The sequence below is a fragment of the Sporomusa sp. KB1 genome, assembly GCF_007830295.1.
In the GTDB taxonomy this organism is placed as follows: domain Bacteria; phylum Bacillota; class Negativicutes; order Sporomusales; family Sporomusaceae; genus Sporomusa.
The window spans coordinates 4,401,853-4,413,906 of record NZ_VLKC01000002.1; the positions used below are offsets into that span (position 1 = coordinate 4,401,853).

Genomic DNA, 12,054 nt, shown 5'->3' on the forward strand with positions numbered 1-12,054 from the left:
CTGCCGTCATTGATTAAAAGCGAGTATTTATAGGGAGGGAAACGATTATGGAGCCTAATAAAAATGCCAAACAGGAATTGCGTAAAAATATTTTAGCTGTTAGACGGGGAATGAGTCCGGAGGAAGTGGCTGCCGGCAGCGCCAGGCTTGCCGAACATTTATGTTCTTGGCCCATATATCAAGCCGCTAAAACGATTATGCTTTATCTGGCAATGCCTGATGAACCTCATTTGGACAAGGTTATTTCCCATGCACTAAGTGCCGGTAAAACCATCTGTGTGCCGCATATGCGGGAAACACGGGGATTAATGGATGCTGCTATTATTGCTAATCTTGACGATCTGGTGGTAGGGAAGTTCAAGCTCTTAACGCCCAATCCAGCAACCTTAAAACTCTTGGACCCCAGCGAACTGGATCTCATTATCGTTCCCGGAGTAGCTTTCGACAAAGACGGACGGCGCTTAGGGATGGGTGCTGGTTATTATGACCGGTTTTTACTGCAAGCAAATAAGGCTGAACTTATCGGCGCGGCTTGGGCTGCACAAATACTTGAAAAAATACCGACTGACGACCATGACCGGCCGGTAAATTATTTAATTACTGAAGATGGCATATTTACACGCAGGTAAGGGAAAATGTAAGTAGTTACATTTGCCTTTACGCTGTCACTTAGAAATAGTGCTACGAATTTGACAGTAAAGGCTAACTTTTGATAACTGGAGGTTTAGTCAATGTCAGTAGCTTCTATTGAGCAGCCGCTCACCCTGGCGCAGGTAAAGGCAGATCACGAAATAACTGTTTACCTTACCCGTAGTACCAAATATCTTAGTCGCCTTGGTTTTACCGAACATGGTCTCAGACATGCTGGAATTGTTTCGGCCTTAGCCTATAAGGTTTTACAGGAACTATCTTACCCAACACGGGATTGTGAGCTTGCGGCGATAGCCGGCTATCTGCATGATATCGCCAATATGATTAATAGGTACACGCACGGTGTTTCAGGTGCAATAATGGTATTTTCCATCCTGACCCGGATGGGGATGCCCCCGGAAGAAGTGGCGCTGGTGATATCTGCTATTGGTAACCATGAGGAAGAACGAGGTAATGCAGTTAATCATGTAGCAGCAGCACTCATCCTGGCAGATAAATCGGATGTACACCGCTCACGGGTTACTAATCGCGACTTTGCCAAATTTGAAATCCATGACAGGGTGAATTATGCTGCCGAGAGCAGCAAGCTCTTGGTTGACAAGGCGTCTCGTAAGATAACGCTTGCTGTTCGTATTGATACGACAATTTGTCCTGTCATGGAGTACTTTGAAATATTTTTACTGCGTATGGTCATGTGCCGGCGGGCAGCCGAATTTTTAGATTGCCAATTTAAGTTAGTAATTAATGATTATGACTTGCTGTAGTTAGAGTCATAGTCTGTAAAAATTGTAGTATGCAAGATTGGGGGATAAATTCTTGAGGTGGGAAAATTTCACCAAATTTTTGGTGGTTATAGTTGCAATTCTCGCTGTTGCCGGCTTTTACATGAAGCCTCTGGCTTTATCAATTAAACAAGGCCTTGATTTACAGGGAGGAACACATGTTGTTTTAGAAGCTTCTGATACCGCTGATTCTAAAGTTGATGATGATGCCATGAAGCGGGTAGTTAGTATCCTTGAACGTCGTATTAATGAACTTGGACTTACCGAACCAATTGTTCAACGTCAGGGAGATCGCCGGGTTATTGTTGAGCTTCCTGGTGTAAAAGATCCGGAAAAAGCCATTGAAATGCTTGGTAGAACAGCATTAATGGAATTTCAGGATGAGAGTGGTAATGTGGTGCTAACCGGTAATGATTTGAAAGACGCCAGAGCGCAAAGCGATCAAGGCGGTCAAAAATTAGTAGCCATCGAATTTACCTCTGAAGGTACCAAAAAGTTTGCTGATTTGACTGCCAGAAGTGTTGGCAAACATATTGCCATACTTTTAGACAAACAAATGTTAACAAATCCGGTAGTCAATGAACCTATTCCTGGCGGTAAAGCGGTCATTTCCGGTAACCGTTCCATGGAAGAAGCTGAGCGACTGGCAATTCTCCTTAGATCAGGTGCCTTGCCGGTCAAACTTGATGTCTTGGAAACGAGAACTGTTGGTCCGTCCTTAGGCGAAGATTCTAAAGCAAAGAGTATGCATGCATTTCTCATAGGCATTACTTGCGTTGTTACCTTTATGCTGCTTTTCTATCGGCTTTCGGGCTTTGTGGCCAATGTCTCGTTAATTTTGTATGTAATGTTGCTGTTATTTGGTTTAAAAATGCTTAATGCGACGTTAACCTTGCCAGGTATTGCCGGGATAATCCTATCTATTGGTATGGCCGTTGATGCCAACGTGCTTATCTTCGAACGGTTTAAAGAAGAAGTCCGCAGCGGAAAGACGCTGCGAACTGCTATGGACGCCGGATTTAGCCGTGCATTTGCCACCATCGTAGATACAAATGCGACTCATGTCATTGCAGCTGCAGTACTGTTTTTTCTAGGTACAGGACCTATTAAAGGCTTTGCAGTCACTTTGGGGTTAGGGATAATTTTAAGTTTGTTTACCGCCGTTACAGCTACCAGATTTATATTAAAAACGCTCATTCATGCCAATATAATTAAAAATAGCAAGTTTTTTGGGGTTTAGGGGGGAAAAGGACATGAAATTCGATGTTGTCGGTAAACGTAAATGGTGGTTTATACTCTCGGCGCTCATCTTAATCCCCGGCCTGATCTCTATGATGACTCAAGGTTTTAATCTAGGCATTGATTTTACCGGGGGCACTTTGCTTGACCTTAAATTTGCTCGCCCGGTCACAGTTGCGGAGGTTCGCGACGTACTCAAGGATTATCAATTAGAAGGCAGTACCATTCAGTTGGCTTTGACCGGTCAGGAAGATAGGTCACCTAACGTATTCATACGTACCCACGTGCTCAATGAAGATGAACGACGGGCGGTACTTACAGGTTTTGAGACCAAGCTGGGTGCGTTTGAATTGCTCAGGGTTGAAAAGGTTGGAGCCATTATTGGTTCAGAGCTTACCCAACAGGCGTTTTTTGCGCTCTTAATCTCTTGGGCGCTCATAGTTGCCTATCTAACCTATCGCTTTGAGTTTAAATTTGCTGTTTCTGGGATTGCAGCACTACTTCACGATGTTTTGATTGTGATGGGTTTGTTTTCAATTCTGCAAAAGGAGATTGACGCTTCCTTTGTTGCTGCTATTTTGACAATTGTCGGTTACTCGATTAACGATTCAATTGTTATTTTTGACCGTATTCGTGAAAACCTGAAAACGTATAAAAAAGCAGATGGTCTTGAAGCACTTGTCAATCGCAGCATCTGGCAAACCATGACCCGCTCGATTTATACCGTGTCTACGGTGCTGTTTGCAACAGGATCGATCTATCTGTTTGGCGGAGAGACTACGAAGAACTTCTCGCTGGCGCTTTTGATTGGTTTTACCAGCGGTGCCTACTCTGCGATATTTAATTCCAGTCAGATCTGGGTTTCCTGGAAGCTATATGCAGACCGGCGACGTCTTGAGATCAAAACAAACGGTGCTAAGTAATAGCGAACGATTACATCGAGCCTATGGCAGTGATTTCACTGCCATAGGCTTTTTTGCACCATTGCAGCCTTGCAGCATATCATATAAGCAGGCAGGGGGCGATATATATGGGAGTTATCCTACCGGCATTATCGTTGGCACTTGTTCATATCGCTGGCGATAACGTAGCTGTTGTTCCAGCCATGGCTTCGCTAATCGGCCAAGGTATTTATTCTACCGTATTTTTTGCTTATATGATATTCGGCTCGATAGTAGCCGGCACGTCAGCCTGGATAGGCGCAAAAAGCGGACACGAATTAACAGCAGTGGTCAGGCGGCTATTAGGGTTACGCGGCAAAATACTGCTGGCGCTGGCCTTATTGGCTGTATCACTGCCAGCAAGTGCATTAACCGGCGGCTATTTTGCCGGACAATTGCTAGAGCACCTAACAGGTCTCCCCTATATATTGACTGTTCCTTTCTGCATAATGGCATGTTGTTTGCTGGCTGCCGATTATGGCCGGGAACTGCTGATAATTTCTAACTATGTAGCACTCTTACTCATCCCGGCAATAGGTGTAATGGTGTTTATGCTGCCTGATACTTTCACAACAATATCCTTTACTAACTTGCTGTCACTTGACTATAGCAACTGGCCACTGGTACTAGCTCTTATTGGCTATAATGCCGGTGGCATGCGTTCGATACTGGTGGTAGAAGCGGGAACTTATTTTGCCCACAAAAATTATGCAGGCATTTATTTAGCCGTATTAGCAAAATTTTTTGAGGGGCTTTTTACTTTGCTGCTGGCACATATAGCCTTACTGGGCGAAGGGTATGGAGTTATGTCTTTGTCGATTGTTGCCAATCAGGTTTTTGGATCATGGCTGGCAGCTGGGTTTAATAGTATATTGGTATGTATATTACTCAACACAATGGTTCCAGCCATGCTGGTCAATGCTAAACAACTCAGTATCATCACAAGACTGCATTTTAGCTCAGCGCTAGCCTTAGCAGGCCTATTAGTATGGTGCGGCAGCTTTATCAGCTTAGAATTAATTCTCATGATTATGAGTGCAACAGGTTTACTGATGATTGGTTTCATTGGCTGGATAGCTTACTTTTTACATAAACAAGGAGATAACAAGTTACAATAACAGTAACAGCAGTACTATTCGGGCGAAACGGGGTAATTGCCTTTTGTGGGTCGAATTTTTAGTAACATTCATTATGATAGCAGGTCTTTTTTGTACAATGTCAGTAAAGCTCTCGGGGACGCTGATCATCCTGCTGGGGGCTGTTATTTATGGTTTATCAACTGATTTCGTGACTTTTACTCCAGAAACAATTAAGTTATTAATGCTGCTTTCCCTACTAAGCGAGCTAGGCGGAAGAATATTACGAATCTATTTGACAAAGAACTTACCGGTTTCACGCGATTTTAGCATCAATAGTACAGTGTGTCATTTTGGCGGTATACTGGCAAGCGATGCCCTGTTCGGATCTGTTCTCGGGTTTTTACTATGGGAATTAGTTGCCGGTAAAACACTTATGCCACATAGTGATACATTGTCCCAAGTACTGCTCCGGCTGATCGGCGTGGCTGCTATTAGGTTTGTTTGTGGAATTACTATGATCGTCGTCATACATCTGTACCTATTTCGATAATGGATAATTAAAATTTGACCGGTATTACGCCTGGTTATACGTTCCTACAGAAAGCATAGAACTTTCTTAAAGCAGAATTAAGTGCAGCATTGGCTTCCGCTGTCGCCAAAGGCTCAGCGCAAGCCGTGTTTTTTTTTACAACCCGCGAATATTAAAGGAATATTGAACTTTTTGCGAGAATAGTAATCCAATATATATTTTTTATGGGTGTGATCATAATGATGCAGGGAACCCAAACAGAAACTTAGAAAAACTAAGAAAAATTCAGCTAAAGTTGCAAAATTTTACACTGTATACTACAATTGTTTCTAGTACATTGTTATGGAGGTCTATAAACGTTATTATGGCTAAGCTAAAAAAAAAGTGGAAATTGTTTCCCGCTAAGCATCAATTGGCAAACGAGCTCAGCCAGAAACTTAACATATCTGAGTATATTGCGCAGGCGCTGATAAACCGTGGCATTACTAATGAACAGGCAGCCGATGAATTCTTATACGCTGGTGCTGAACATTTTGCCGATCCGTATGCATTAAAAGGTATGAGCACTGCTGTTAAGAGAATTATTCAAGCTGTTGAAATACAAGAAAAGATTACCATCTATGGTGATTATGATGTAGATGGAATTACCGCTTGTGCTATTCTTTATAAGACGTTAACCAGACTTGGTGCTAATGTGGAGTTTTATATCCCTGACAGGCAAAGTGAGGGGTATGGGCTTAATCCAGCGGCGTTACATAACCTAATAAATACTGGGACAAAAGTAATCATTACCGTTGACTGTGGCATTAGTGCCAGTAAGGAGATTGCGGCTATCGGCGATCAGCTTGCTGTTATTATAACCGATCACCATCAACCGCCAGCTGACCTCCCTGTTGCTTTGGCCATAATTAATCCCAAACAACCGGGATGTTTATATCCGGAAAAAAATTTGGCTGGTGTTGGTGTAGCCTTCAAGTTATGTCAGGGATTATGGCAACATGTTTACGGAATTGAAACCAAATTTTTTGATTATCTTGATATTGTAGCTATCGGTACAGTTGCTGATATTGTACCGCTTACCGGAGAAAACCGTGTTCTGGTGAAACTAGGTCTAAAACAGCTGCAAACTACTGATAATTTAGGGATAAAAGCTTTGCTTGAGGTATGCGGCTTACGCGGCAAGGTTATTGATAGCGGCAGTATCGGTTTTGTCATTGCGCCGCGTCTTAACGCTGTAGGACGTGTTAGTCAGGCTGCTGCCGGAGTGGAACTGCTAATTACTAATGATGCTAATTATGCCCACGAACTGGCAAATTTGCTTGATGGGGAAAATTTAGCCCGCCAAAATATAGAAAAGAGCATTTTGGCAAAAGCGGAAGAACAGCTTGAAACGGTAGATGTAGATGCAGCCAAGGTGCTGGTACTAGCTGGTGAAGAATGGCATTCTGGCGTAATTGGCATCGTAGCTTCCCGGTTAGTTGACAAATATTATAAACCGGTAATTATGATTAGTATCCATGAGGGAGTAGGCAAGGGCTCTTGTCGCAGTATATCCGCGTTTGACATGTATACAGCATTAACTGCTTGTTCTGATCTATTAACTCAGTTTGGGGGGCATCGCCAGGCAGCAGGATTGTCCATACCGCTACCAAACATACCCTTGTTGCGGGAACGGCTAAATTCTTTGGCAGCCGAAACACTATCCACAGCCGATTATGTACCTGTTCTTACCATTGATTCTATATTGCCCCTGGAAGAGATCAGTGCTCCGTTTCTTGAACAATTGGCTAGTCTTGAACCTTATGGATTTGGTAATCCCAGCCCGGTATTTGCTTGTCATAACATTGAGATGAGAGAAAAACGTCTCATAGGACAGCAAAGCCGCCATTTGAAACTCAAATTGAAAAATGCTGCAGTTAAGGATGTGGTTGCCTGGAATATGGCCGAACTGTCACCAATCCTTACCTGTGATAAAGCCATAGATTTGGTATTTGTCCCCAAGTACAATGAGTGGCAGGGACAAAAAAACTTACAATTGATTGCTCATGATGTACGCCAGTCGCCAGATAGCCGGACACAAGCCGAGCTAAATAGAATTGCCCCTGACCGTACCTGTATTGCGCAGGTATATTTAACTTTAAAAGAATATAATAAATTAGGACAATATAATTTTTCTTTGCAAACTATCGTAAATAAGATTTCGAGCAACTATAATGTGGTTTTATCAGAGCATGTTCTTACTATGGCGCTAACTATTTTAGCGGAATTACATTTGCTGACAAAAGAACCACAAGAGCAAGACACTTTTACTATTCAACTTACTCCATCACCACTTAAAAAGCTTGACCTAACAAACTCTCCTGCTTTTCAGGAAAGTATAAAAATGCGTGAAGAGTACTTGAGTCAGTATAGTTAACTATTTAATAGCAGCACTAGTGTAAGAGGTGAGTCATGAGCGACAACGATATCCAGGTTACAAACAGGAATAAACCAAATATAGAACATATAATAGCCAAAATTAAAACTTACCAGCCTGACGCGCCGGTACAATTGGTTACTAAAGCTTATCAACTTGCTTATAGTGCTCATGATGGTCAACGTAGAGTATCAGGAGAAGCATATATCTGTCATCCTATCGGAGTTGCTACTATACTGGCTGATTTACAAATCGATGCTGTCACAATTAGTGCCAGTTTGCTTCATGACGTAGTAGAGGATACGACAGTTACCTTAGAACAATTGGAAAAAGATTTTGGTAGCGAAATTGCTATGCTTGTCGATGGAGTCACTAAATTAAATCGAATTGAGTACAAATCTAAAGAAGAGCAACAGTTAGAGAACTATCGTAAGATGTTCCTGGCTATGGCTAAAGATATTCGAGTTGTATTAATAAAGCTTGCGGATAGACTGCATAACATGCGAACTCTAAAATATATGGCTCCACATAAACAAGCGGAAATATCCCGTGAAACATTGGAAATATTTGCGCCACTGGCGCACCGCTTAGGTATTTCCAATGTAAAGTGGGAATTAGAGGATCTGTCTTTCCGATTCTTAGAACCAGAAAAATACTATCGGCTTGTGGAACAGGTAAAACAAAAACGTAAAGAACGTGAGCAGATTATTACAGACGCCATCGCGCTGATGGAGGAACGTCTTGCTTCTGTTGGCATAACCGCTGAAATCCAGGGGCGGCCCAAACACTTTTACAGTATCTATAAAAAGATGAAAAAAAACCACAAGCAGGATGTCAGTGAAATATATGATTTGTCAGCCATCCGCATTATTGTCGATTCATTAAAAGACTGTTACGGAGCGTTAGGTACTGTTCACACCTTATGGAAGCCTTTACCCGGCAGGTTTAAGGATTATATTGCTATGCCAAAATCTAATGGCTATCAATCACTGCATACTACGGTTATTGGACAATCCGGCCAGCCACTAGAGATTCAAATTCGGACGCTCGATATGCACCGGATTTCTGAATATGGTATTGCTGCTCACTGGCGTTATAAGGAAGGCAGTAAAGCTGCCCACAAAGATACAGACCAGAAATTGGCTTGGCTTAGGCAGCTTTTAGAATGGCATCGCGATTTGCGGGATCCACGCGAATTTATTGAGACGGTAAAAATGGATGTTTTTGCCGATGAAGTGTTTGTTTTTACACCCCGCGGTGATGTTATTGATTTACCTGCCGGATCAATTCCGATTGATTTTGCCTATCGTATCCACACCGATGTAGGCCATCGCTGTGTCGGTGCTAAAGTTAACGGTAAACTTGTGCCATTGGAATATAAGCTTACTAATGGTGATATTGTTGAAATCATTACCGCCAAGCAAGGTAATGGACCGAGTCGTGACTGGCTGAATATAATTGGATCATCGGAAACAAGAAATAAAATTCGCCAATGGTTTAAGAAAGAAAAACGGGAGGAGAATATAGCTAAAGGCCGGGAGATGATCGAACGCGAGAGTAAAAAGCTCGGCTATGAATGGCGTGATCTTGTAAAAGGTGATCGCCTAAATGAGATTGCCAAAAAATTAAGTATTTCAAGCGAAGATGACCTCTTTGAAGGCTTGGGGTATGGCGGAGTTACCCTACACGGAGTAATAGCCAAGCTGATTGAATTATATAAAAAGGAATTAAAAAATTCGACGACGCCTGATGTTTCGGCTATGCTGGCTGAACTTAAACCTAAACGCCTCAAGAACAAAGTCAGCCATGGCATCTTAGTTAAAGGTGAAGCAGGACTCATGGTCAGATTGGCACGTTGCTGTAATCCATTGCCTGGTGATATTATTGTAGGTTATATTACCAGAGGCCGGGGGGTATCCGTACACCGTGCGGATTGCCTCAATATCCTGAACAATCCGGAAGAATATGAACGTATGATTGAAGTCAACTGGGATGTTCCCGGTGATACGCTTTATCGGGTATCTATTGAGATCACCGGCATGGATCGCCATAACCTGCTCTCTGACGTTATGATGGTGGCGGCAGATGCCAAAATTAATGTCGGTTCTCTAAATGCCCGGGTGCATAAAAATAAAACTGCCACCATTAATATGGATATTGATATTGGCAACCTAAGCCAGTTGGAGCACATTATAAATAAAATGCGTCGGATTCCCGATGTTTATAATGTGCATCGCACTACTCAAGCCTTAGGAGGAGTTTAATGAGGGCTGTTGTTCAATTAACCGATTGTGCCAGTGTAACGGTAGCTGAGCACGAAATTGCTGCCATTGGGACAGGCTTAACTGTTTTCTTAGGGATAGGTCCGGAGGATACAGAAGCAGATGTCAATTACCTTGCGGAAAAAATTGTAAATCTACGGATTTTTCCGGATAATGCGGGAAAAATGAATCTATCTCTTAAAGATATAAGTGGGGAATTGCTGGTAGTTTCTCAGTTTACTTTATACGGCGATTGCCGTAAAGGACGCCGCCCTAGTTTTGATGCTGCCGCTCCGCCCCAAACTGCAGTTGTACTTTATGAAACCTTTGTGCAATTGTGCCGTAACATGGGGATAACGGTAGCCTGCGGACAGTTTCAGGCTGAAATGATCGTGCGTTTGACTAATCATGGACCAGTAACAATGCTGCTGGATAGTAAGCGGCTGTTTTAATAGGAGAGTGATGATGTGAAAATAATTCAATTAGGTGTAGGGCAGCTTGGGACTAACTGTTACATAGTATACTGTGAGCAAACCTTACAAGCCGGTGTAATCGATCCTGGCGGAAGTGCAGAAGCTATCCTTGCTGAAATTAACAGGGCCAGGCTTACTGTTGATTATATTATCAATACCCATGGCCACGCTGATCATATTGCTGCTAATGATGCTATTCAACAGGCAACTGGTGCCAAAGTCCTAATTCATCATGAAGATGCCGATATGTTAACAAATCCGCAGCTTAACCTATCTATATATATTGGTGGCAGCTTTAGCTGCCGGCCGGCTGATCGCTTGCTCAAGGCTGGCGACACAATTTCGATTGGCAATATTGAATTTAAAACCTTACATACGCCAGGACATACTCCCGGCGGAATATGTCTTTTGACTGATAAGGTGCTGCTTGCAGGTGATACCTTGTTTGCGGAGTCAATTGGCCGGAGTGATTTTCCAGGCGGTTCTCACAGTCAACTCATCAACAGTATTAAAAGTCAATTGATGAATCTTGCGGATACAGTTAGAGTATTGCCAGGTCATGGGCCGGAAACCAGCATTGGCTGGGAACGCAGTCATAACCCTTTTATTCAGTAAGGGGATTGCTGCGATGCTTAAATCACCTGCAGTGGTAATAAAAATTATTATTTTGCTAGTAGGCTGCTATATTTTTAGCCAAATAACACCTATTTTTTTTCCCCTCATTCTAGCGATTATAGTGACCTTTGTGCTTAATCCTTTTGTTAATGCCGTAGTTGCCATCCCCTTGGGGACAAAGCAGGTTCATTTACCCCGTGGAATTGCCATCTTGTTAGTATTTCTCCTGACAGGCCTCCTGCTGACTCTGGTAACAACCTTTGTTTTGTTTCCGTTTATCAATGAATTTAACAAGTTTGTTGGCGATTTGCCAAGACTTGTGACCAAAATCCAAAGCTTGATTATGCTGATACAACAACAGGCAGATTTGGCACAAATACCTGATAATTTCCGCCAGATTATTGAGAATGGACTGGGAGGAGCAGCCTCCTATGCTGTAAGTTTGGTCCGTAATGCCTTTAATACGGTATTTTCTTTTGCAACACAAGTCATAGAACTGGTAATTGTCCCTGTTCTTGCGTACTATTTCCTAAAAGACTGGCGAAGTCTTAAGGAAGGTGTCGTTACTCTATTTCCTCGCTCCATACAACAACGAGTTGTTAGTATAATCGAGGAAATGGCGGCTGTTGTAAGTAACTATATCAGAGGACAAGTTGTTATCAGTGTTATAATTGGTCTGTTGGTATTTAGCGGGATGTACTTTCTGAAAGTGGACTATCCCTTAGTTTTAGGGCTTTTGGCCACGCTGACAGAAACCATTCCGATCATTGGTCCCATCATTGGCTCTATTCCAGCCTTATTACTGGCTTCTTTGGTATCACCGGTGCTGGCAATTAAAGTAGCTGCTTTTTATTTAATCATTCATCAAATTGAAAACAACATCATTGTGCCTCATATTATGGGGCATACTATAGATTTGCACCCTTCGCTAATAATTATCAGCCTGTTAATTGGCGGCCAATTCTATGGTATTACAGGCATGATTTTAGCCGTACCGGTTGCAGCGCTCCTGAAAGTGCTGCTTCGCCACCTTTGGTATATTGATGATGATAAAAAAGACAGGTGAAA

The 12,054-nt window shown here is 42.5% G+C and carries 11 protein-coding genes; all 11 read left to right on the forward strand.

All coding sequences use genetic code 11. The features are described 5' to 3' along the window. Positions 1 to 47: 47 nt before the first annotated feature. The 11 genes from SALPA_RS24310 (at position 48) to SALPA_RS24360 (ending at position 12,052) form a co-directional block, all read left to right on the forward strand. Positions 48 to 629: a 5-formyltetrahydrofolate cyclo-ligase gene (locus tag SALPA_RS24310; protein WP_145100143.1), complete on the forward strand. Its 582-nt coding sequence runs from the start codon at positions 48 to 50 to the stop codon at positions 627 to 629. A gap of 102 nt (positions 630 to 731) precedes the next feature. Then, a complete protein-coding gene (locus SALPA_RS24315; protein ID WP_145100146.1) occupies positions 732 to 1,415 on the forward strand; it encodes an HD domain-containing protein in 684 nt (227 codons plus the stop codon). 52 nt (positions 1,416 to 1,467) lie between these two features. Beyond that, complete coding sequence (gene secD / locus SALPA_RS24320) at positions 1,468 to 2,673, forward strand: protein translocase subunit SecD (RefSeq protein ID WP_370516720.1); 1,206 nt, start codon at positions 1,468 to 1,470, stop codon at positions 2,671 to 2,673. A gap of 13 nt (positions 2,674 to 2,686) precedes the next feature. Continuing rightward, positions 2,687 to 3,595, forward strand: a complete 909-nt coding sequence (gene secF / locus SALPA_RS24325) for a protein translocase subunit SecF (protein WP_145100149.1) — start codon at positions 2,687 to 2,689, stop codon at positions 3,593 to 3,595. Between the two features lie 107 nt (positions 3,596 to 3,702). Continuing rightward, the gene (locus tag SALPA_RS24330) at positions 3,703 to 4,731 is read left to right on the forward strand and encodes a hypothetical protein (protein WP_145100152.1); all 1,029 of its coding nucleotides are present in this window, start codon (positions 3,703 to 3,705) and stop codon (positions 4,729 to 4,731) included. 97 nt (positions 4,732 to 4,828) lie between these two features. Continuing rightward, complete coding sequence (locus SALPA_RS24335) at positions 4,829 to 5,242, forward strand: DUF456 family protein (RefSeq protein ID WP_145100155.1); 414 nt, start codon at positions 4,829 to 4,831, stop codon at positions 5,240 to 5,242. Positions 5,243 to 5,585: 343 nt separating this feature from the next. Continuing rightward, positions 5,586 to 7,637, forward strand: a complete 2,052-nt coding sequence (gene recJ / locus SALPA_RS24340) for a single-stranded-DNA-specific exonuclease RecJ (protein WP_145100158.1) — start codon at positions 5,586 to 5,588, stop codon at positions 7,635 to 7,637. 35 nt (positions 7,638 to 7,672) lie between these two features. Then, complete coding sequence (locus tag SALPA_RS24345) at positions 7,673 to 9,901, forward strand: bifunctional (p)ppGpp synthetase/guanosine-3',5'-bis(diphosphate) 3'-pyrophosphohydrolase (protein WP_145100161.1); 2,229 nt, start codon at positions 7,673 to 7,675, stop codon at positions 9,899 to 9,901. After that, complete coding sequence (gene dtd / locus SALPA_RS24350) at positions 9,901 to 10,350, forward strand: D-aminoacyl-tRNA deacylase (RefSeq protein ID WP_145100164.1); 450 nt, start codon at positions 9,901 to 9,903, stop codon at positions 10,348 to 10,350. Before SALPA_RS24345 ends, dtd begins: the two co-directional genes overlap by 1 nt. A gap of 15 nt (positions 10,351 to 10,365) precedes the next feature. After that, positions 10,366 to 10,986 (forward strand): MBL fold metallo-hydrolase, encoded by a 621-nt coding sequence (locus tag SALPA_RS24355; RefSeq protein WP_145100167.1) that lies wholly within the window; start codon positions 10,366 to 10,368, stop codon positions 10,984 to 10,986. A 13-nt stretch (positions 10,987 to 10,999) separates the two neighbouring features. Continuing rightward, positions 11,000 to 12,052 (forward strand): AI-2E family transporter, encoded by a 1,053-nt coding sequence (locus SALPA_RS24360; protein WP_145100170.1) that lies wholly within the window; start codon positions 11,000 to 11,002, stop codon positions 12,050 to 12,052. The last annotated feature ends 2 nt before the right edge of the window (positions 12,053 to 12,054 follow it).

Bases quoted from the DNA above. Each gene is read 5' to 3' on its own strand.
- SALPA_RS24335 (WP_145100155.1), top strand. From the start codon at position 4,829: ATGTCAGTAAAGCTCTCGGGGACGCTGATCATCCTGCTGGGGGCTGTT.
- SALPA_RS24345 (WP_145100161.1), top strand. From the start codon at position 7,673: ATGAGCGACAACGATATCCAGGTTACAAACAGGAATAAACCAAATATA.
- SALPA_RS24330 (WP_145100152.1), top strand. From the start codon at position 3,703: ATGGGAGTTATCCTACCGGCATTATCGTTGGCACTTGTTCATATCGCT.
- recJ (WP_145100158.1), top strand. From the start codon at position 5,586: ATGGCTAAGCTAAAAAAAAAGTGGAAATTGTTTCCCGCTAAGCATCAA.
- SALPA_RS24315 (WP_145100146.1), top strand. From the start codon at position 732: ATGTCAGTAGCTTCTATTGAGCAGCCGCTCACCCTGGCGCAGGTAAAG.
- secF (WP_145100149.1), top strand. From the start codon at position 2,687: ATGAAATTCGATGTTGTCGGTAAACGTAAATGGTGGTTTATACTCTCG.
- dtd (WP_145100164.1), top strand. From the start codon at position 9,901: ATGAGGGCTGTTGTTCAATTAACCGATTGTGCCAGTGTAACGGTAGCT.
- SALPA_RS24360 (WP_145100170.1), top strand. From the start codon at position 11,000: ATGCTTAAATCACCTGCAGTGGTAATAAAAATTATTATTTTGCTAGTA.
- SALPA_RS24310 (WP_145100143.1), top strand. From the start codon at position 48: ATGGAGCCTAATAAAAATGCCAAACAGGAATTGCGTAAAAATATTTTA.